Genomic DNA, 22,225 nt, shown 5'->3' with positions numbered 1-22,225 from the left:
GAATCTTGATTTAAATTATTAATTGTTGAATCTTATAAAAGAGAGACACTAGGTTGTCTCTCTTTCATAATAAATAAAGGAAACAAATGGCTGGAGGAAAAGAGACACCCAGGCAGAAGATGATCGGGATGATGTATCTCGTGCTCATGGCGCTCCTCGCGATGAACGTTTCGAAAGAAGTGCTTCTTTCTTTTGTCGTGATTAACGATGCTATGGAACAAACAAATGAAGCCCTTGCTGAGCAAAATGCCGGCACCATGGCTGAGTTCCAAAAACAAGCTTCTATAAACCCTGAAAAGGTTGGGCCATGGTTGAAAAAAGCTGAAAAAGTTGTATCAGCTTCTGATGATTTAGATAATTACCTTAGAGATCTTAAACAGGTTTTAATTGCACAAACAGAAACAGGAGCAGAAGATAACGAGACTGCAAAGCAGAATTATGTTGAATCTAGAACGGCTGATGAAATACCTAAAGATTCAGTTTGGAGTCTTCGTTATGTAGAAGCTAAAGATAGCTATGATGCTGTAACCTCTATTATGATTGGATCTGAACCAGCTAACCCAAAAGAAGGTCCTTTCACAGCTTTAGAGTTGAGAAGTAAGATGCAAGAGTTTAACTCTAACATTAAATCAGCTATTCCAGATAAACATCAAGCTAACTGGGACATGGGATTTGAGTTTAATCCAGTTCGTGTTGCTCGTGATGAAGTTCAGGAATGGGAATCTGCTAACTTTTATCATGTTCCAATTTCTGCGGTTATCACAAACTTGAGTCGTTATCAGGCAGAAGCTAAAAAAATAGAAAGTGATGCCTTGAAGCTTCTCTTCAGTGAAATTAGCGCTGAGGATTTCAAGTTCGATACACTTGCTGTAAAGGTAATTCCTAATTCAAATTATGTAACATTAGGTGACTCATTTAAAGCTGATGTAATTGTTGCAGCTTACAGTACTACTGATAATCCAAAATTAGAAGTTGGACAATCAATAGACACTTCAAGTGCTAATCCTGAGGATTGGAAAATTTTAGACCCATTAGACACATCAAGAGTAACTGTTGAAAATGGTGTGGCACAATATGCTTACAAACCAACTACTGCAGGAGAAGTTGAATGGGGCGGATTTATTAAAATTAGAAAACCAGGAACTGATCAATACGTTCCTTATCCATTCAAGCATAAATTCATTGCAGCAAAGCCATCAACAGTTGTATCTCCTGTTAAGATGAATGTTGTTTATCGAGGTCTTTGGAATCCAATTGATGTGTCTGTTGCTGGGTTTAGTGCTCAAAAGATTAAAGCAAGCGCTTCTAATGCTCAGATGAAACAAGTTGGACCTGGACAGTATGAAGTTAAACCAGGGAATGGGCAGGAAGTTAAAGTAACTGTACAAGTTCAAACTGAAGACGGAGGTACTAAATCAATGGGACAACCGTTTACATTTAGAGTTAAGAACATACCTAAACCTGAGCCTTACTTTGCAGGACAAACAGGTAAAGGATCACTACCTGGAGGAGCGCTCAAAGTAGGAAATAAAGTAAATGCTGTTCTTAAAGATTTTGACTTTGAAGGTGTGAAATACAACGTTGTTGAATTTACAGTTAGTACTCTTAAAGCAGGACGATATGTTTCTAAAGAGTCTAACAGTGCTAGTATCACACCTGCACAAAGAGCTTTATTAGATGGCTTAGGTCGTGGAGACCGTGTTACCTTTGAAAATATTTGGGCAGTTGGTCCAGATGGTCAAAGAAAAAATATAGGTAATATCATTATTGACGTTAAATAGGAGTAGTTATGAAAACCGTTGTTTCACTTCTTTCTTTATTGGCTATATCTCTAACTGGGTTTAGTCAGGTGTTAGATCCAGGAGAGTCTCCATTAGATGGGGTTTACTCCAAATCTATGCACAATGCCAATCGTGAACCAATACCTTACGTCCATCTTCGTGAGGCCGATCTCATGTGGTTGAAACGTGTTTGGAGAATGGTTGACATGGAAGAAAAAATGAACCAGGTTTTCTATTACCCAAAAGATCCTGCTCAGGGAAGAAAAAACTTTATCACCATATTAATGGAGGCTATTACTGAATCTGGTAACATAACAGCTTATGCTGCTGAAGATGAAAGTGGTAATCCGAATGATATGTTTACAATTCCCATGACTCCTGAAGAGATTAAAGAAGATGTTCTTTCTTACTCTTCAACAATTTCTATTACAGATCCAAATACAGGTCAACCGATGGACTCTACAGTATATACTGATATAGAGTATAATCAAATAAAGCGTTTTAAGATTAAAGAAGAAGTTTTTTTTGATAAACAAAGATCTGTACTTGAATTTAGAATATTAGGAATTGCTCCAATGGTTCCTGCTTATAACTCGAACGGAGAACTGGTTAACGTACAGGAAGGTTTTTGGGTTTATTTTCCAGAAGCGAGAAGAGTTTTAGCGCAAGCAGAGGTGTATAACCGTCATAATGATGTACACAGGCTTACTTATGATGACATTTTTATGAAGAGAATGTTTTCTTCTAAGATTGTGAAAGAGAGTAATGTTTACGATAGAAGCCTTGAACAATATCTCTCACCTCTAGATGCTTTACTTGAAGCTGAGAAAATAGAAGATAAGATCTTCAGATTTGAACACGATCTTTGGAGTTTCTAATAGTTGGAACTTTACGATATCTAAAAAAGGCTACCTGGTAGCCTTTTTTATTGCCCTATTATTTAGAAAAGATATTATTTTTTTCTCATGAATATTCTAACCGGTGTCCCGGTAAAATCAAACTGGTCCCTTAACTTGTTTTCGAGAAAACGTTTGTACGGTTCTTTTACATATTGAGGAAGATTCGCAAAAAAGGCAAATGACGGAAACTTCGTAGGGAGCTGTGTCACGTACTTTATCTTTATATATTTCCCCTTTAATGCCGGTGGTGGTTGTTTAGCGATTACAGTCTGGAAATAATCATTAAGAGGTGAAGTTTTAATCCTTCGTTTACGATTCTCGTAAGCTCTGATAGCCGCATCAAGTGATTTGTGAATTCTCTGCTTGGTCAATACAGATGTGAAAATAATTTCAACATCATCAAACGGATTAATTCTCGATCTTATAAGCTTCTCAAATTTCTTAGCTGTTTGATGATCTTTTTCGATCAAATCCCATTTATTTACAAGTATTACAACAGCTTTGTTGTTTTTAGCAATAAGACTAAAAATATTTAGATCCTGTGAGTGAAAACCTTCTTCAGCATCTATCATCAAAATACAAACATCTGAGCTTTCTATCGATCTAATAGAACGCATGACAGAGTAAAACTCTAGGTCATCATGGACCTTAGACTTTTTTCTGAGTCCGGCTGTATCTACCAGCGTAAAATCAAATCCATAGGCTTTGTAATGTGTATCTATCGAGTCTCTTGTTGTACCTGAAACTGGAGTCACAATATTTCGGTCAGATCCTGTGAGTGCGTTAATAAAAGATGACTTACCAGCATTTGGTCTACCCACAACTGATATGCGCGGTAATTCCTCGGCTTCTTCGTCCGGATCTGACTGTGGCTTTGGGAATTTTGCAACTACTTCATCTAAAAGATCACCTGTACCGCTACCATTCATAGCTGAAATAGGATAAGGTTCACCAAGTCCCATAGCGTAGAACTCTGATGCGTCCATTTTACGTTCGTTTGTATCAGCCTTGTTGGCTACTACAAAAACAGGTCGATCTTGCTTTCTTAGTAGGTTGGCCACATCATTATCCATATCGGTGATTCCTGTCATTGTATCGACAACGAACATAATCACATCAGCTTCCTCAACGGCCAATTGTACCTGCTTGCGAATTTCATCCTCAAATACATCGTCACTTCCGGTGACATAGCCGCCTGTATCAATGATGCTGAATTCTTTTCCAATCCATTCTGTTTTACCGTAATGACGATCACGCGTAACTCCGCTAAATTCATCTACGATGGCATCACGCGTGCCAACTAAACGGTTGAAAAATGTTGATTTTCCTACGTTGGGTCTCCCAACGATGGCTACCATGTTTGACATATCTTATTGAATGTATCCGAAGCGTTTTAGCTTATTTGCGTTGCTTCTCCAGTTTTTATCTACTTTAACGTACAGGTCTAAAAAAACCTGCTTTCCTACAAATGCTTCAATATCTTTACGAGCATCTATCCCAACTTGTTTGAGCGCTTTTCCGCCTTTACCGATGAGAATACCTTTTTGAGAATCTCTTTCCACGTAAATCTCAGCTCTGGTTCTGACGATATCTTTTTCCTCCTTGTATGATTCTACGACTACTTCTGCTGCGTACGGAATTTCCTTTTTGTAATGGAGGAGTAGTTTTTCGCGAATAATTTCAGATACGAAAAAGCGCATCGGTTTATCAGTGAGCTGATCTTTTGGGAAGTATGGAGGTGACTCTGGTAAAAGTTCAGTGATCTTTTTCAGAACCAAATCGACATTCAGGTTATGAAGTGCTGAAATTGGTAATATCTCAGCCTGTGGGAATTCCTTATTCCAAAACTCCACCTTTTCTTCGAGCTCCTCCTGGCTCGATAGATCAATCTTGTTGACCAACACGAGAGTTGGGAGTGAAGCTTCATTTATTCGTTTGATCAAATCAGGATTTTTAAATCCTTTTTCACCAATCTCCACAACAACGAGAAGCACATCAGCATCCTGTAATGCATTGTACACGTAATTCAACATCGACTCGTGTAACTTGTATGCAGGATTTACAATTCCTGGTGTGTCTGAATAGACGATTTGAAAATCCTCACCATTCACAATTCCCATTATGCGATGGCGCGTAGTTTGAGCTTTTGAAGTAATGATGGACAGCCTTTCACCTACCAACTTATTCATCAACGTGGATTTTCCTACATTCGGACTACCGATGATGTTTACGAATCCCGATTTGTGCAATGTGATTTTAATTTTAGATTTCTTTTGCAAAGAAACGAAATCTTTTATTACATTTGCACTCCGCTATCGAAAAGGATAGCAAGCGTTCTGAAAAATAAACCGATTTAGGTTAAAGATATATCGCGGAGTGGAGCAGTTGGTAGCTCGTTGGGCTCATAACCCAAAGGTCGCAGGTTCGAGTCCTGCCTCCGCAACTTATTTAGGCTGGTCTATCGACCGGCCTTTTTTATTTCCAAAGGTTTCTCAGTTTATTAGTTGGTCTTTTCTGTCTCTGGCTCATTCTTCTCACAGTAAAGGTCCATCACCACAATTACAGCCAAAAAGCCCCAAAACGGGACACTCGCTTTGTCTGTATCGAGGAAGTTGTTGAGGATTCCATGAGTCAAATAAGTTGTGAGGCCAAGAATAACAGACATCAAAATAGCTCTGTCGCGTTTGTGTTTAAGCTTGTAATACAGAGGTATTCCTGTGTGATAAAGCATGAAAACGATCAGTAAAAAAGTCAACATTCCCATTACGCCCTGTTCAGCTAATGGTCCAAAATACTCGCTATGAGCAGTTCCCAGGTCGCCAAAGTTTGTTGAAATAATGGTCAGATCCGAAGAGTGCTGATAAGGAGCGTATAAAAATGCATACGTTCCGGGGCCCTTACCCATAACAGGGTCTTCAGCAAACATCCTAAAAGCTGATTTCCACCTGTTGATTCGTTCCAAATTTGAAGCATCAGTTGCAACATTTGTAATCGATTGTACGTGCTCTGCTAAATTACCTGATGAGTCCTGCCTATTCTGTTCGAGTTCCTGAAGAATTGTAGATTGAAAAGAAAAGAACAGCGCTACAAGTGTGACACCTAATAGCGACAGAACCCACCAGCGAATGCGTAGTTTGATGAAAATGGCAAGGAATATTGCAGCCACAACGCTTACCCAGGCAGCCCTGGTATAGCTCATGATCAATCCAATCAAAAAGATGAAAAAGAAAAATCCAGAAACAATTTTTGCGTCAATTTTAAATTTTTCATCAAACATAAAATTGAACAAGAGCGGAATAAACATCGCGATCAAAGCACCATAACTCGTGTGATCATTAAAAAATGGAGACATTACCCAGTGGGCTGCTTTTTCATCAAAAGCTCTAACATATTGGCGGGACATCGTGTAAATGATGACAAACGTCATCGGGATGATGTACATCCAAAAATACTTAATCAACAGATCTCTGTATCGAAACATCTGTACAGCGATAAAGTAAAATGTCACAACAAACCACAATCTTGAGATCAAAAACTTGAAAGAAACAAGTGGTAACTCACTGGTGATTGATGTCAAAAACATCCAAATGAGATTGATGAAAATCGCAATACTAATAGGATGCCTGACTATTCTCATGTCGTACCGATGATCGTAAAAAACCTTGAAAAGGAAAACGAGCATGGCTCCGAACATGAGTGGATCAGTAGGCAGAGTGAGTCCAAAACCGCCACCAACGTTATCAATTGTGATTGAAATTGGCGTAACAAAAACAATCAACAACATCAACCAGTGTAGCCTGAACAGGGCGAGGTATACAATTACCAGAGCAACGGGTAAAGCGAGAAACCAAAGTACCTCAAAGTAGAGAAACAGAGCTGCCAATCCGATGAAAGCCAACCCAGATCCGTAAACCCATTTTTGTTTTAAGCTATCCAGCACAAACTACTTTTTTTCGGAAGATCTCAACCTGCGGAAGTTCTCATAACCGATAATTACCAGAATTGTCAAAAGAAATGCAGAAAGTGTCGATACAACTACGATCAACCACCTAACAGGATATGCCTTTTTCTCTTGCGGAACAGCTCGGTTCACAACGAATTTGTGCGAAACACTTTGATTGGCATCTACTTTAACCTCTTCGTATTTACCCTGGATCAGCACAAAACGCTCTCTCAAAAACTCGAGGTTCTCAGTCATCGACTTGTAAGCCGATCCATATTTTGCGAGTGTGTCCAATTTTGCTTCAAGTGTTCTGATAGCACGTTGGTTATTGTTAGAAATCGCTTCGTAATAAACTTTCGTCAACTGCTCAATTTGTTTTTCATATTCGTGAACTCCTTTATTCCTCAGAATAGTGAGAGAGTCATCGAGCGTTTGCATGTAATTACTCAGGTCTTTGTATTCCTGTTCAATTACAACAAGCGCATCTCTTGCACGCTCACGGAGCATTTCGTTTTTTGTAGAATCGACAAGTGATGCAATGTCATTGGCAATATTGGCAGCCATTTGCGGATCTTTATCCAATACGTCTATCCTGATAGAATTAAACTCAGTTCGCTTGAAGTTGACATTACTTTCCCATTCTTGTCCTAGACGCGTTTTGGCATATTCAGCTTCAGGGTCAATTTCATAGTGCTCCATCAAATTGTATTTCCCCCAAATCTTCCACTTGATCTTGTCAGAGTTCAAAATCTGAAGCATTGCCTCTGCCTGTTCTTCTTCACCAAAAGTTGAGATGTCATTTTTCCCCTGGGCATCTTCAGTCATCACGGCTTTTGAGAGTGAACTGTTTTGTGCAGGGAAAAAGATCACGCTTGAGTTGTACTTTTCTTCAATCAAAAGTGAAACAACTGAACTGACAATTGCAGCTAAAACAGAAACAATGATTAAGGGTTTGCGGTATCTGAGCAGGAATACGATCAGGTTACTCGAGTCGAATTCTGCTTTGTTCTGGGTTTGATCAGTCATGAAATATTGATTTTAAAGCGCCAAAAATATGAAACGAACATAAACAAACTTTCATCACACCTCTATAACTAGTGTGAATTAGTCTGCAAACTCGATGATAATTGAGTAAAACAACGGTAGGTCAGGCCCTATATTTTAGCAAATTAAACAAATCTTTTAATCTGATGAGCTTTAAAAGGAACGCGCCTGTAATGGTCAGAACCGGTATAGCGAAAACACCAGCATATTTCGGGATTTGAGTTTGCTTTTCAAGATAAATGAGTCCCGCCATGAATATAATTAGCCCGAGTGATTTCAATAGATCCTTTTTATGAATTCTAAGGTCATTGAATTTGTTAGCTGCAACGAATTGCGAAATAGCCACACCGCTTTGAGTGAATGCTGTAGCCCAGGCGGCACCGAGAGCTCCATAACTGTGAATCAAGAACCAATTGAGGATAACATTAACCACTATTCCTGCCAGGGATAAAAGGTTCAACAATTTCATTTTGCCCTGGGCTGTAAGTAAGGTTCCGTATATGTAGTTAGCAGCCATCGCAATAAAAGCGATCATCAAAACCGGGAAAATAGAAGCTGTTTTTTCCAATTCTGCTTTGTAGAGCAAATCAATTAATTCACCTCCATAAAACCAGGACCAAATAGAAATTATCACAGCCGGAATTAGCAAAAGTCTTACCGTCCAATCGACAATTGGTCTAACAGACTCTCTGTTCGCGATGAGTTTTGAGAAAACCGGTAACAGTAGTGTGGCAAACAAAAAGGCGAACATATTAGCTGCTTCATACACTTTGTATCCCTGAGCGTAAATTCCGGCTTCAGTAGTTCCGTTGGGTAAAAGCCGCTCAATCATCACCGAGTCGATGCGCGTGTAGAATGACATGAGTAATGTCAAAAGCGCAAAAGGGTAGCTTTGTCTCACGACCTTTTTGAGCAATCCTTTTTTTATCGTCCATTTAATTTTTACGGTTTTTCCCGCCATCACCATGACCGCATAAACGATGGTTAAAGCGTAAGCTATTGTTTGTGCCCAGGCAAAATGGAAAATGGAAAATCCTGCTTCATTCGGTTCTGACCATAAAAGGGCTCCACAAATCACGATCATCAATATGCGATCTAAAACAGAAGCTACGCTATCCCACTTGAAAAGGTGGAGGCCGGCTAAATTTGATCGCAAAAACATGAGAGCTGAAGAAAGAAAAAGGTTGAGGGCTATGATCCACAATAAGTCGAGATAGTGTGATGGATATTTCATCACCCAAATACCTAAGATCATAAGAACTGCTAGATAGATGATGCCTAAAAGCAGCTTGACGCCAGATATTGTCACGAAATGATTTTTGACAAAGTAGTTGTCCTGTGCTACTTGCTTATTCGTGTAGTTGTTGAGTCCGGCATCTAGAATGATGAAAAACAAATACCCAAAATTGAGCAAGGAGAAATATGTTCCAAACTCGGTTGGACCCACGGCATTTTGCACCATAACGGTGATGCCTAAAATCCAAAAGGGTTTAACCAATAGGTTTAGGCCGAGCAAAAAAGCCAGATTTCTCAAAAACTTTTGCTGCAATTTAAAGGGTTTTAGTGCTAAAGATGAAGTTTTGAGTGTGGTGAAAATCAGGATTAAACGGGACTGTTTTATTGTCTACAACAGCATAACAGGTGTAGCCAAGATTCTTTAAAAGATCAAAGCATTTTTTCCTGTTTTCGTTTTCCCAAAGCTCAGTGTAAATAACGGGAAGATGTTGTTTTAAAAGCTCTTCACCTCCTTTGAGCACGAAATACTCAAAATTCTCAACATCCAGTTTAATACCACTTACACGCTCATTCTTCAACTCGGTTAGATCATCTAAACGAAATTGTTGAGTTGTTATTTTTTCACCCTCCGTAAAATCTGTAATCGATTCGTGATTGACATGACTAAGCCCCTGCATTTTAACATCATCCACAACAGGAACAATCATTTCAATTTCATCACGGTCAGATCCAAGCGCAAAATCGTAAACATCTACGTTTAGCAGTCCGTAGTGATCGATGACTTTTTTGAGAGCTTTCACATTTTGGGGAACGGGCTCAAATGCTTTTACAGATTGACACTTTCTTGCCAAATGAACACTCATGATTCCAATATTAGCTCCAATGTCTAATACTGTTGATTCTTTGGGAAGTAGTTTGAGGAAAGTGAAAAAATCTCTTTCATTACTGTCCCATTTGAGCGTATTTATTTTAAATCTTGCGAAAGTGAATAAATAGCGCTCGTACCCCAGTATGCTTTGTAAAAGGTATTTGATTCGTGTTTTCAAGGCGGTCAAAGATAGTTTTTTCCTCAAGTAGAATAAGGGATTACTTATTTTCGCAAACCAACGAAAGAAACATGAAGATTGCTGTCAATACAAGATTATTGTTGCCCGGTAAACTTGAGGGAATAGGATGGTTTACATACGAAACCATGAAACGTATTGTAAAACAGCATCCTGAACACGAGTTTCATTTCATTTTTGACAGAACTTACGACCCAGATTTCATTTTTGCCGATAATGTAAAAGCTCATGTTTTGAGTCCGCCAGCTCGTCATCCATTTCTCTTTTATCTTTGGTTTGAGTGGCGACTTCCATCTTTATTGCGAAAAATAAAGCCAGATGTATTTCTGTCACCTGATGGTTATCTCAGCTTGTCATCTTCTGTCAAACAATTGGCAGTAATTCACGACATAAACTTTGAGTACTATCCGTCATTTTTACCTCTTGGAGCAAGAATCTATCTAAAGACATTTTTCCCAAAATTTGCTCATAAAGCTACCAGAATAGCAACTGTATCAGAGTTTTCTAAAAATGACATCAGTTCTCAGTACAACATTGATAATTCACTAATCGATGTTGTTTACAATGGAGCATCCTCAATTTACAAACCCGTTGAGGAAGATGAAAAGAAGAAAGTAAAAGCAGACTTCACGAATGGGAGCGAGTACTTCGTTTATGTTGGTGCTATTCAACCGCGAAAAAATATCACCAATTTAATGCTGGCATTTGAACAGTTTAAGATTGAGTCTGGATCTGACCAAAAGCTCGTACTTGTTGGTGAAAAGAAATGGTGGAGCAAAAGACAAGAAGAAACATTTGATTCGCTGACCTACAAGAAAGATATTATCTTTACTGGTAGGTTAGAACAGGATGAGCTCAATCTTATTTTAGGCAGTGCGATGGCTTTGACTTACGTTTCATTATTTGAAGGTTTTGGTATTCCAATTCTCGAAGCTATGAACTGTGATGTTCCGGTTTTGACTTCCAGTGTGACTTCAATGCCTGAGGTTGCCGGAGAGGCAGCTTTACTCGTAAATCCTTTTACGGCCGAGAGTATAGCTGACGGAATGTTGGAACTGCATCAAAAACCGAAGTTGCGTAAGGAACTTGTTCTAAAAGGACGAGAACAAAGGGCGTTTTTCAATTGGGATAAAACAGCTGACTTAATGTGGCAAAGTATCACAAAAACAGCCGATCAATGAGTTTGCTTTTGCAACATACACCGGGAGTAATTGAAGCAGGTTGCGATGAAGCTGGGCGTGGCTGCCTTGCCGGACCAGTAGTTGCTGCAGCAGTCATTTTACCAAATAACTTTGAAAATGCACTACTCAATGACTCCAAGCAGCTTTCTGAGAAAAACAGAAATGAGTTGAGGTCAGTTATTGAAAAAGAAGCGTTGGCCTGGAAGGTCGCTTTTGTCGATCATGAAGAAATTGATGAAATCAATATTCTGAAAGCTTCTTTCATGGCGATGCACCGCGCAATTGACGGACTCAAAACAAAACCGGAATCTCTACTGATCGATGGAAACAGGTTCATTCCTTATGAAGGCATCAACCATCATTGTATCATCAAAGGTGATGGCAAATATTTGAGCATTGCAGCGGCAAGTATTTTAGCCAAAACGCACAGAGATCAATTCATGGAAGAACTTCATGAAAAGTTTCCCCATTACGGTTGGTTTAAAAACAAAGGTTATCCTACAAGGCAGCACAAAACGGCAATTGCCGAAATAGGCCCGTCACCTTATCACCGCAAGAGTTTCAACTGGAAAATCAGGCAAACTAAGCTCAAGCTAAAATGAGAAAAAGGCTGCTGATATTGTTTTTCTTTTCAACCTCAATCGTTGAGGCGAGCCATTACATGGACTATGTGATTTACAAGCAGGATACTTTTTATCAGGGCTATTTTGATGAATCACTGGTTCCTGGAAGTAAAGATGGCGTTTACCTTAAACCGGTTTTCAAAAACCGACTTTTTGGAACAACTCAGGAAGAGTTTTTTGAAGTCGTGAAGAAAGATCTTTACCCAAATGCTCACCAGTTGATTTCGATAAGCTCAAAAGGGGATTCATGTTTCATTGAGGTGGACTCATCAACCATCAGCTCAATTGATCCAAACAGATTTCACAATGAAATGCTGGCTACTTTAACTCAATCCTCGCTTTGCAATGTGGTGTTGATTGAAGTATCAGGCGAGCGGGGAACGGCTCTGACCATTAAAGATCTTACAGCCCCTTATTTCACTTTGGTTAATGATTCAGTTAGTAGCAAAGAAGAAACCTTAAAGGAAACACGAAAAGTTGATGAAATTGGTAAAATACAGCCACTTGAAATCATTTTACTCACCTTTGCTGCTGTATTTGCATTGACAACCTTATATTTAGCACTAAAATCGAAAAGATGATGAGATTTTTTCAAATCGCTGTACTCAGTTTGATACTTGTAAGTTGTGGAGGTTCACAGTCAGAACCGAAAGAAAAAAAGGAGCCAACGAACAAAATAGACAAAAAGGCTGAGCCTAAGGAAAAAGAGCCAAAAGAGAAGTCTTATCCAAAGCTCAATAATGAAAATGCAGCTGATTTTTTACTCGAATACGGCAAGGAAAACAAAGAAACAAGAGCTGTGATCAAAACAAGATTGGGTGATATTCAGGTTAAGTTATATGAAAACACTCCTGTTCACCGCGCAAATTTTGTCTACCTCACAAAGCGAGATTACTACGATATGACAGAGTTTTACCGCGTGGCTGAAGGTTTCATTTGCCAGGCTGGAAACAGCGATTCGTGGGATACACAAAGAATGAGAGCGAAAATTGGTCATTACACGCTCATGCCTGAATATGTGAAATCAAATATTCACAAATATGGAGCAATATCGGCAGCACGGCAGTACAAGAAAAACCCCGATGAAAGATCATCAGGTTATGAGTTTTTCATTTCCACAGGAAGGGTTTATTCAAAAGCTGAGCTAAAAGCTATTGAAAAAGAAGAAGGAATTACCTTTACTGATAAACAGCGAGAAGCTTATTCTACAGTAGGAGGTAATCCTTATTTAGATGGCGACCACACAGTATTTGGCGAAGTGATTAGCGGAATGGATGTGGTTGATGTCATTGACACGCTTGAAGTTGATCGCAAAGAATGGCCAAAAGACATTGTGCCTATTGATGTTGACATTGTAAACGAATAAATTATATGGTGAAAAGAATAATCCTCTATGTTTTTATAGCTCTGATGATTGGAGCGCTTGTTTGGGTTTTTCTGGACCTGCGACAGGCGAATAAACCCGTGAAAAGTGCGCTCTATGCAATTCCGCAAAGCTCATCGGTTGTCATTGAAAACGATAACCCATTTGAAACATGGAACCGGATTGCCAATAAAACTGTGATTTGGGAGGAGTTTAAATCGCTTGACGGCTTTCAGTATGCTGATTCTTCACTTTTCCACCTCGATACATTGCTCAAAAAAGATGAAAACTGGGAATCTTTATTGCGAGATGAAAAAACGTATTTGGTATTCAATCATACCGATAATGGTGCAGAATGGGGGTGGCTGATGAAGTTCCCCGCAAACTATGATTACACTGAGCTTGAAGGTGTTTTGACAGAGTCACTCGAGGCGAAAAAAGACTCAGCTGGTGCTTATTCGATCAGCATTCATGAGAAAAACTTTTTCGTGAGGTTTAAAGAGCAAATGGTAGTCGTTTCGCCAACAGAAAAATTCATTTCCAAATCACTTGAAACGCTAAAAACCGGGAAATCACTCGCGTCAGATTCGCTTTTTCAGGAAGTTTATAAAACCGCAGGCTCAACAAGGCACGGTCACGTTTTTGTCAATTACCAAAATATTTCTGCTATCGGTCAGAACCTTATTAAAGCTGGCGATGAGGAGGTTTTCAAAACTGTTACCAATCATTTTGCTGAATGGTCGGTGATGGATATTTCAATGAAATCTAACGAGGTAATGCTCAATGGATTTACGAATCTCGATCCGCTCGATAATCAGTTTTTGGGAACGTTTTCGAATCAGAGTCCGCACGATCATGATGCTGCTAAGATATTACCTGAAAACACAGCGTCATTCATTCATTTTGGATTTTCAAATTACCTCAACTGGTACGAGCACTATCGCCAATGGCTAGAAAAAACGAGTCAGCTCTACAGTCATGACAGCCTGATCAAAGAGCTGGAAGTGAATTATAAATTAACTTTAGAGAAAGACATTTTGCCGTGGATTGAACACGAGTCTGTTTTGGGATATTTAGATGACGAAACGCTCAATCATAAAGATCGCTACTTTGCAGTTGTCAAAACATCAAATGAAGTATTGGCGAGCAAAAAGTTAAAATCAGTTTCAATTGAAAGTGCTGAACCGCGCAGTTATCGCGATTATGAAATCCATCAACTCAAAACAGGTAAACAGTTTTCTCTGGCTTTTGGCAGACACTTTAAAGCGATTGAAAAACCGTTTTACACGATTATCGATCGGTTTGTGATTTTGGCAAACGATGAGCGCACATTGGTGAAAATAATCAATGATTACCTGGCTGGTGAACCACTTATCAAAAAAGAATCCTTTGCTGAGTTTAATGAAAGCGTTTCAGAGGAGTCGAATGTGTTTTTGTATTGTAATCCGGCTGCATCAGCCAATTTGCTGATGTCTTTTGGATCTGACCGTTTAGATAAGTTTATCGCTAAAAATAAAACCTTTATCAAGAAGTTCCAGGCTATTTCATTGCAGTGGAGCAGGGAGAGTGATAACCTATTTTATCAAAACGCTTACTTACTTCACAATCCGGTTTATAAGGAAGAAGTTCATTCTCTTTGGGAGTTGGCACTCGATACAACAACTTCTATGAAGCCGGCTGTTGTGAAAAATCATTATACCGGGGCGAATGAGATTTTCATTCAGGATGATAATAACAAGGTTTATTTGATAAGTAATACGGGCAAAGTGCTTTGGGAAAGGCAGATTGACGGACAAATTATCAGCGAAATCGAGCAGATTGACGTTTATCAAAATGATAAGCTTCAAATGATTTTCAATACTGATGAGGCTGTTTATTTGCTCGATAGACTTGGAAATGATGTAGAATCTTTTCCTGTGAAAATTGCCGGTGGAGCCTCTGCACCAATAACCGTATTGGACTACGATAATGATGGTGATCACAGGATTTTGGTTCCGACCAAAACGGGAGATTTACTGAACCTGAGCAATAGAGGCGAGCCAGTAAAAGGCTGGGCTTTTGAAAAGCAAGAATCGGCAATTAAAAGTCAGGTACTTTACACGGTTATTAAGCGAAAAGATTACCTGATTACGGTTAACGAAAAAGGGCATGTTTACGGTCACAGCAGGAGAGGAAATGTGAGACTTGAAATGGAGGAAGTGCTTCCTGTTCACAACAATTCAAACTTCTATTTACATTCAAATAGTTCGCTCGAATCGAGTTATTTATCAACTGCAGATTCTTTTGGGCTGGTTCATAATCTGCTTTTAGATGATCGTTTGATCAAGAAAGAGTTTGGCGATATTCATACTCCAAATATTTACTTACACGCTGATATCAATATGGATAATAAACCAGATTTTATTCTTGCCGATTCAAGCGGAGTTAGAGCCTGGAGTGATGATGACGATGAATTGTTGAATTACGAACTCGATAATGTAACACCAACCTCGCTCAACAACTACCAGTTTCAAAATACAAGTGCTGTTGGGGTTTCTTTCAGATCCAAAGATGAGATTTTGCTTATTGACAGAACCGGGAAACTATGGCCTCATTTCCCCTTGAGAGGTGGAATGCCATTCTCAATTTCTGATCTAAATGATGATGGCTCTTATAACTTGATCGTTGCAGATAAAAATGGGATATTGTACACATACCTGTTAGATGATAAAATGTAACTTTATACAAACCCTTTGCTGATGAAAAATCTAGTTTTACCATTGATCGTTTTCCTGTTTCTTTCATTCAATATGAATGCACAGCAGGAAACGATGCTATACGGCACTTCGAGGATTCCGCAGAGCTTTAAACTCAACCCGGCAATGATGCCATCCACAAAGTTGAATATTGGAATTCCGGCTACGAATATGCTTTTTGAAGTTGGTAAGTCGAAATTCAAAACCAAAGGAATTGTAACAAGGAGCGGTGATGGGTACGATGTAGACGTTGACGCTCTTGTCAATGGGTTCGAGGATCGCAATCAGGTTTTCATGAATTTCTCAAGTGAGTTGTTACACGGTGGTTTTAAAGTGGGGAACAACTATTTTCAGTTCAATATTTCTGAACGTATCGGCATCAAAGCTGACTTTCCTAAAGAGTTAGCTATCTTGTTTAGAGAAGTTTATGAAGAGCGTTACATCAATCAAAATTTAGCGGTCAATAATATACGTTTTAGTGGTTACCATACACGCGAATTCGGTTTTGGGTACAGTCGCAAAATCAATGATAAACTGAATGTAGGAGCCAGGTTCAAACTGCTTTACGGAGTTAGTAATTTCTACGCTGAAAGTACTGATCTTTATGTGGATACTCAGCTCCGCGATGAACAGGATGAAGTTGGAGGTAATATTACATACCAGTTTAGAAGCTCAGGTTATGAAAACTACAACGAAGGGAACATCGAAAACATTCTTTACGCAAATGGAAACTGGGGAGCCGGTTTTGATTTGGGAGCGGAGTATAAGTTTAATGACCGCATCTCTGCTTCGGCAAGTATTCTTGATTTGGGTTCGAGTATTCGGTTCAAAAATGACAACCATAACTACGAGCAAACAAATATTAATGTGAGTTTGCAACCTATGGATTTAGTGGCATTTTATTTTCAAAACGATTCCTTATCTGTAGAAGACCAGGTTCAAAAGTTTGCTGATAGTTTGCAGTCTGAAGTTGATCCTGTTGAAAATGGAGATGCTTACACTTACTCAATTCCAACCAGATTATTTTTATCAGGTACATTCGATATAACCAAAAAGCACAGCGTAACCTTGATCAATCAAAATATCTTTAGCGATCAACAAAATGTGAGTTACGTGAAAGCTGTTTATCGCGGCCAAATCAAAAACTTTTTCACCGGAATCGTGGGTTACGACTTGTATAACCCTTACACAAAGTGGTCGAATCTTGGGCTTGGGTTTTCCATCAATGGCGGACCTTTCCAGTTTTACCTGATGACTGAGGATTTTGTTTCGGTTCTCATCAGGCCTGATGATCAAATTCAGCCGAACTTAAGATTGGGAATGAACCTTACCTTTGGGAAAAATGAAGACGAATAGTTTTACTTAATCGTCAAAAATGGAAGAGTTTTATCTGGTTTTGTGGAGATTAATAACTTCATGAATTCTAGGGTTTCAATCAATTAAACCACCATTATAAATTCATTCTCCTCAGCCTTGACTACTAACGCTTTTGGTCAGCACTTTCAGCTTGTCCTTTAGTTGTTGGTACTCCCCAAGTCCAAACCTATTATCAACTTAAACACCTAATAATTCCATAGCGTTATTTGGACGGATTTCGACCTTGATCTCGGCCTCAAACCTCTCAACCTACAAACACCAAACTAACATTCGCATTTACTTGAAAAGCTTGAACTTTTCACTGACAGGCTTTGGTTTTTTTGATTGGAGGTACATTTTTTGACCGGGCTCTGGCTGTTCGCCTTTATCCATTCTGTTTTTTCTTCTCAACGCACCGTCTTTGATGCCGAAACGTTGTGATATTTCCCACATGCTATCACCTTTTTTAGCAGTGTAGAATTTTTGTGTCCCTTTGTATTTCTTTGGCTGAAGGTAAACTTTAGCACCCTTTTCAAACTCATAACCGCGATCTACATCATTGTACATCTTGATTTGCCATCTACCCATTTCCATTGTATGAGCAATTTCTCCGGGCGTTTCACCACCTTTTGCAGTCAGGTATTCAATTTCGTTTATGGTTTTACTCACGGCAGGTTTCGGACTTAAGTTTACGTCCTCAAAACCACTATTGTCATTTCCCCTGTTGTTAGAGCCTCTCTCGCTTTTTTTGCTATTATCAGCCAATGCCGGCTCTTCTACGTCTTCGCCCAACGCGATCTGATCGTAAACATAGAGCTTATTATCCTCAATGATTTTGATGAGTAGCTTGGGGTACTTTGGATTAGTAGCGTAACCTGCTTTTTTGAGCTCATGAGCCCATGATTTATAATCAGTTATATCCTGCTTGAAACAATTTTCATAACGCGACCTTTGCAGGAAATCACTGTGATCAGCGTAAGAATCATAGACATCTTCATAAACTCTAAAGCACTCACTTCGCTTGTCATCATCGTGGTAAGTTCTGGCACCTCGCCAACTCGAGTGACATTTAATCCCAAAGTGGTTATTGGATTTTTTCGCCAGTTCACTATTACCGTTTCTGCTTTCAAGTAATGCCTGAGCAAGAGTGATACTGGCCGGAATGCGATATTCTCGCATATTTTTAATAGCCAAATCCTTGTACTTTTCAATGTACTCCTGGCGTGTTAGATCCTGTCCAAAAACTGTAATGGTCAGAACCGTAAATAAAAGCGTTGTTATTATGCGCACTTTTCTCATTTCAAGCAAAAATAACGGCAAGTTTAGAGTAATGTTGTGAAATCGCAGCTCGTTTCCAACAATAGCGTGTGGATAGTAAATTGCCTATTGATGTAATGAATATTCAACCCACGAATTGAAAAACGATTTTAGACTATAACCGGCTGCAGTAACTTGCTGAGGAACTAAACTCGCTTCAGAAAGACCCGGTACAGTATTCACTTCAATGAAATACGGCTGGTTGTCTTTTACAATGAAATCAACCCTGCAAACACCTTTAAGGTCGAGTGTTTCAAAAATCAATTTTGAAATTCCGCTCACTTTTCGCTCGATTTCACCGTTCACCTGTGCCGGAGTTATTTCTTTTGATGCACCGTGATACTTGGCTTCGTAGTCAAAAAATTCATTTTCTGAGATGATTTCAGTAAGAGGCAACGATTTTATTTGGCCTTCAATATTGTGAACTCCACAAGTTACTTCCCGTCCCTGAATATACTCTTCCACAATTACGGTTTTATCAAATTCAAAAGCATATTCTATTGCGGGTAAAAGTTCATCGGCCGTTTTGACTTTTGTAATTCCAAAACTTGATCCTGCTTCATTGGGTTTGACAAAACACGGTAAGCCTACTATTTCAACAATTTCTGATAAATCGATTTGTTGGCTTCTCTTGAGGTATTTTGCCTTTGCCATCACAACTCCGTAGTGGCGTAGCAATGAAGAACACATAGCTTTGTTAAAGGTAAGTGCAGATTGAAAAGTTTGGCAGGAGGAATATGGGATTTCAAGTAAATCGAAATAACCCTGTAGCAATCCGTTTTCACCAGGGCTACCATGAATGGCTATGAAAACCCCATCAAAATTGATTTTATTATCATCGATAATGATTGAGAAATCGTCCTTGTTAACGGGATACTGGTGATCGTCTTTTTCACAGTACCATTCTTTACCGCGAACCATGATTTTGTAAACGTTGTACAGGTTTGTATCGAGGTTTCTCGCCACAACATTTGCACTTTTTAAACTCACCTCATATTCTGATGAGTCGCCACCCATGGCTACGGCTATATTTTTTTTCATAAAACGTGCCTTATTTCGCTGTTGTCCAAATTACGTTTAATTGACAGGTTGTACTTTTTCGTGGTTCTTTTTTGTAAACAAAATGAGTGTTAATTCTGATTTGGTTAGGTTCTGACCAAAAAGAGAAGTTCATTGAATACTATTTCTATTTTTATCCTGTGAAAAAGATACTCTGGACCATACTGTTTTTGCTGACTTTAAAAATGTGTGTTTCGCAAAGTGTGATTTTGAAACCTCATTATGGCTTTACCTGGCCGCATCGTTCAAGTATTACTCACCTTGTTCAAACTCATGCTGGAGGTATATCGCTCAATTATGAAAAGCAGGTGTCAGGAGAAAAGTTTTGGCATCGGGATTATGGTTTTCCATCTGCCGGAATATCGGGGTACTACACTCAGCTTGGAAACCGTGAAGTTCTGGGGTACGGACTTGGAGCTATCGGATATTTGAAATTCTATCCTTACAGGTTTTCAAAAGTGCAGTTCTATTTTACAACTGGCGCTGGCTATGGTTATATCAGTGAAAAATGGAATCCTGAAACTAATCATAAAAACATCATCATAAGCTCGCACAGTAATTTACTTATTCAGCTCGAAAGTGGAGTTGAGTTCAGGTTGAGCGATAAACTCAATACTTCCTTAGGAGTTGGAGTTACACATTACAGCAATGGCAGTACAACTTTGCCCAATAAAGGTGTAAATTACATCGCGATGAACTTTGGGCTCAGCTATCAGATTAATGAGCCCGATACTTTAGAAGTAAAACACAAATCGATTGATTCATCAAGGTATATGCTCAACTTGCGAGCATCTGGTTTTTACAAAGAAGGATTGTATGAGCTAACGGGGAAAAAACCTGTATCAACATTGAGACTTGAGTTCTCTTATAAAGCAGCCCGAAAATCAAAAATAACGCTTGGATCTGATCTCATGTATAACGGTGCACTAAAGAGTTACTATGATGAACAAGGGTTTGAAAATTCTAACAACTTCCAAATGGGTACTACAATTGGGTATCACCTGAATTTACATGCATTTGAAATATTCTTGCATCAGGGTTTTTACCTTTATTCATTCGATTATCCTGGTGGTCGCTTATATCAAAGATTTGGTCTCATGGTTGACTTGTCAAAAGGTTGGTTTATTAATGGAAGCATCAAGTCACATTTGGTAACTGCTGATTATTTTGAATTTGGAATAGGAAAAACGTTATGGCGAAGCAATTAGTAATGATAATCAGTTTGTTGACGCTCATTGCCGGCTGTGACAAAAGCCTGGTAGGCGATTGCTTTGTGAAAAGAGGTAGTGTGAAAACCGAATCCCGGTTTTTCGATCAAAGCTTTAACAGTATTCAGTGTCATGATATGGTAGATGTCGTGATCGTGCCGGATTCAACTCATTATGTCGAGGTTACTGCAGGAGAAAATTTGTTGGCTGATGTCACAACTAAAATTGAAGGTGACTTTTTGATAATCGACAAAGAATCGAATTGTAATTGGACCAGAAAATTTAAGAAGCCTACTGTTTATGTCCATTTACCAATGGTCAGAACCATCGAGTATCGCGGTAACGGGACAATAACAGCAAATGGTAGGTTAAAAGGAGATACATTGTCGATCCACATCTGGATGGGGGGAGAGAAAATAGATTTGAGCGTTGAATACGAAAGAGTTGAAACCTATCACCATTCCGGAACTACAGATGTAATTCTGAATGGAAAAGCAGGCGATCTTTCATGCTACAAGCACTCGATGGGGAAGTTGAAGCTTTTTGGGTTGCAAACATCAAATGGGTATATCGACTCAAAAAGCTCAACCGATGCCGAACTTTGGGTTACCGATAAGCTCGACTACAAAATCAATTTTGAAGGAGATGTCTTGCTGAAAGGAGATCCTCAAGTCAATAAAATTGAGCAAAATGGAAATGGTAAACTCATCCGCAAATGAATTATGGGTTTGATAACGAAAGTGGAATAATTTGTCCGTTACCGGCCTCGTGAAAATTGAGTGTCAAATTCAAAATTGTTTGAGCGGCTTTCTCTGAAGTGAGTTGTGCTTTTCCCTGTGGAAATGCTGTTTGAAACATTTCTGTCTCTACACTTCCTAAAGCAATAGAGTTAAAGCGACCGTCAGAATACTCTTCTTTGAGGCATTGTGTAGCAGCCATTATTGCAGCTTTAGATGCGCTGTAGCCTAGTAGCTCTGGAAATTTTACTGAGTTTTGGAATCCGCCCATGCTGCCAATTGTAACCGTGTGGTAATTTTCTGATAAACAATTGTTTTTTGTCAACTCTTTAAAAAGCAATAGAGGAGCTATTGAATTGACCTGAAACATTTTTTCCAAATCATTTTCAGAGATATTTTCCAGCTTGTTTTTAATCAGCAAACCCGCATTTAAAATGAGGTAATCGAGTTTTATTTTGTGGTTCTGAAGAGCGTTTACTAATTTATCTCTGCCATTTTTTTCAGTGTACAGGCACTCAACAACAATAAGATTTTCATTGTTGAGTTCATGCAATGTAGTGCCGTTACGCGTTACGGCTACAACTTTCATGTTATTTTTGAGTGCTTGTTTTGCGAGTGCGTAACCAAGTCCTCTGCTGCCACCGGTGATGAGTACTGTTTTCATTTATTCAATAGCTTT

The 22,225-nt window shown here is 39.0% G+C and carries 19 protein-coding genes and 1 tRNA gene; 11 read left to right on the top strand and 9 right to left on the bottom strand.

Annotated elements, in window-relative coordinates; genetic code table 11:
- Positions 1–86 precede the first annotated feature (86 nt).
- Together porM and porN are read left to right on the top strand one after the other, a co-directional pair.
- Positions 87–1,781 (top strand): type IX secretion system motor protein PorM/GldM, encoded by a 1,695-nt coding sequence (porM, locus tag F3059_RS12745; RefSeq protein WP_151169876.1) that lies wholly within the window; start codon positions 87–89, stop codon positions 1,779–1,781.
- Between the two features lie 8 nt (positions 1,782–1,789).
- Entirely contained in the window at positions 1,790–2,659 is an 870-nt protein-coding gene (gene porN, locus F3059_RS12740) for a type IX secretion system ring subunit PorN/GldN (RefSeq protein ID WP_151169874.1), read from the top strand.
- Positions 2,660–2,733: 74 nt separating this feature from the next.
- Here porN and der read toward each other — a convergent pair whose 3' ends face one another.
- Positions 2,734–4,047, bottom strand: coding sequence for a ribosome biogenesis GTPase Der (gene der / locus F3059_RS12735; protein WP_151169872.1), 1,314 nt, complete (start codon positions 4,045–4,047; stop codon positions 2,734–2,736).
- Between the two features lie 3 nt (positions 4,048–4,050).
- Positions 4,051–4,929, bottom strand: coding sequence for a GTPase Era (gene era, locus F3059_RS12730; protein ID WP_151169870.1), 879 nt, complete (start codon positions 4,927–4,929; stop codon positions 4,051–4,053).
- A 121-nt stretch (positions 4,930–5,050) separates the two neighbouring features.
- On the opposite strand from era, the gene F3059_RS12725 reads away from it, so the two are divergent.
- A tRNA-Met gene (locus F3059_RS12725) sits at positions 5,051–5,123 on the top strand.
- A gap of 57 nt (positions 5,124–5,180) precedes the next feature.
- Here F3059_RS12725 and F3059_RS12720 read toward each other — a convergent pair.
- From F3059_RS12720 to F3059_RS12705, 4 genes are all read right to left on the bottom strand, one after another.
- The gene (locus F3059_RS12720) at positions 5,181–6,620 is read right to left on the bottom strand and encodes an O-antigen ligase family protein (RefSeq protein ID WP_151169868.1); all 1,440 of its coding nucleotides are present in this window, start codon (positions 6,618–6,620) and stop codon (positions 5,181–5,183) included.
- Between the two features lie 3 nt (positions 6,621–6,623).
- On the bottom strand, positions 6,624–7,649 hold the full coding sequence (locus tag F3059_RS12715; RefSeq protein ID WP_151169866.1) for a GumC domain-containing protein: 1,026 nt from the start codon (positions 7,647–7,649) through the stop codon (positions 6,624–6,626).
- A 121-nt stretch (positions 7,650–7,770) separates the two neighbouring features.
- On the bottom strand, positions 7,771–9,216 hold the full coding sequence (locus F3059_RS12710; protein ID WP_170265175.1) for a flippase: 1,446 nt from the start codon (positions 9,214–9,216) through the stop codon (positions 7,771–7,773).
- Between the two features lies 1 nt (position 9,217).
- Positions 9,218–9,949 carry an FkbM family methyltransferase gene (locus F3059_RS12705; RefSeq protein ID WP_151169862.1) on the bottom strand — a complete coding sequence of 244 codons (732 nt, stop codon included), beginning with the start codon at positions 9,947–9,949 and terminating at the stop codon, positions 9,218–9,220.
- 71 nt (positions 9,950–10,020) lie between these two features.
- Between F3059_RS12705 and F3059_RS12700 the strand changes: the two genes are divergently transcribed.
- Genes F3059_RS12700 through F3059_RS12675 form a run of 6 tightly spaced genes read left to right on the top strand, consistent with a single transcriptional unit; the run spans position 10,021 to position 17,225 of the window.
- Positions 10,021–11,148 carry a glycosyltransferase family 4 protein gene (locus F3059_RS12700; protein WP_151169860.1) on the top strand — a complete coding sequence of 376 codons (1,128 nt, stop codon included), beginning with the start codon at positions 10,021–10,023 and terminating at the stop codon, positions 11,146–11,148.
- Positions 11,145–11,750 carry a ribonuclease HII gene (locus tag F3059_RS12695; RefSeq protein ID WP_151169858.1) on the top strand — a complete coding sequence of 202 codons (606 nt, stop codon included), beginning with the start codon at positions 11,145–11,147 and terminating at the stop codon, positions 11,748–11,750. Before F3059_RS12700 ends, F3059_RS12695 begins: the two co-directional genes overlap by 4 nt.
- Complete coding sequence (locus F3059_RS12690) at positions 11,747–12,352, top strand: hypothetical protein (protein WP_151169856.1); 606 nt, start codon at positions 11,747–11,749, stop codon at positions 12,350–12,352. The genes F3059_RS12695 and F3059_RS12690 overlap by 4 nt, the downstream gene beginning before the upstream one ends.
- Complete coding sequence (locus tag F3059_RS12685; protein ID WP_151169854.1) at positions 12,349–13,137, top strand: peptidylprolyl isomerase; 789 nt, start codon at positions 12,349–12,351, stop codon at positions 13,135–13,137. Before F3059_RS12690 ends, F3059_RS12685 begins: the two co-directional genes overlap by 4 nt.
- 5 nt (positions 13,138–13,142) lie before the next feature.
- Positions 13,143–15,851 carry a DUF3352 domain-containing protein gene (locus F3059_RS12680; RefSeq protein ID WP_151169852.1) on the top strand — a complete coding sequence of 903 codons (2,709 nt, stop codon included), beginning with the start codon at positions 13,143–13,145 and terminating at the stop codon, positions 15,849–15,851.
- A 21-nt stretch (positions 15,852–15,872) separates the two neighbouring features.
- A complete protein-coding gene (locus F3059_RS12675; protein ID WP_151169850.1) occupies positions 15,873–17,225 on the top strand; it encodes a DUF5723 family protein in 1,353 nt (450 codons plus the stop codon).
- 297 nt (positions 17,226–17,522) lie between these two features.
- On the opposite strand, the gene F3059_RS12670 is transcribed toward F3059_RS12675, so the two are convergent.
- Both F3059_RS12670 and F3059_RS12665 read right to left on the bottom strand, forming a co-directional pair.
- On the bottom strand, positions 17,523–18,515 hold the full coding sequence (locus F3059_RS12670; RefSeq protein WP_223274618.1) for a glucosaminidase domain-containing protein: 993 nt from the start codon (positions 18,513–18,515) through the stop codon (positions 17,523–17,525).
- Between the two features lie 93 nt (positions 18,516–18,608).
- Positions 18,609–19,583 (bottom strand): D-alanine--D-alanine ligase, encoded by a 975-nt coding sequence (locus F3059_RS12665; RefSeq protein WP_151169846.1) that lies wholly within the window; start codon positions 19,581–19,583, stop codon positions 18,609–18,611.
- Between the two features lie 86 nt (positions 19,584–19,669).
- Between F3059_RS12665 and F3059_RS12660 the strand changes: the two genes are divergently transcribed.
- Positions 19,670–20,809: an acyloxyacyl hydrolase gene (locus F3059_RS12660; protein ID WP_151169844.1), complete on the top strand. Its 1,140-nt coding sequence runs from the start codon at positions 19,670–19,672 to the stop codon at positions 20,807–20,809.
- The gene (locus tag F3059_RS12655; protein WP_151169842.1) at positions 20,794–21,528 is read left to right on the top strand and encodes a GIN domain-containing protein; all 735 of its coding nucleotides are present in this window, start codon (positions 20,794–20,796) and stop codon (positions 21,526–21,528) included. Before F3059_RS12660 ends, F3059_RS12655 begins: the two co-directional genes overlap by 16 nt.
- Position 21,529: 1 nt before the next feature.
- Here the strand turns inward: F3059_RS12655 and F3059_RS12650 are convergent, their stop codons facing one another.
- On the bottom strand, positions 21,530–22,210 hold the full coding sequence (locus F3059_RS12650; protein ID WP_151169840.1) for an SDR family oxidoreductase: 681 nt from the start codon (positions 22,208–22,210) through the stop codon (positions 21,530–21,532).
- Positions 22,211–22,225: the final 15 nt, after the last annotated feature.

Origin of the sequence: Salibacter halophilus (genome assembly GCF_008806325.1) — a bacterium.
GTDB classification, from domain to species: Bacteria; Bacteroidota; Bacteroidia; order Flavobacteriales_G; family Salibacteraceae; genus Salibacter; species Salibacter halophilus.
This window is presented reverse-complemented; position numbering and strand designations above follow the sequence as displayed.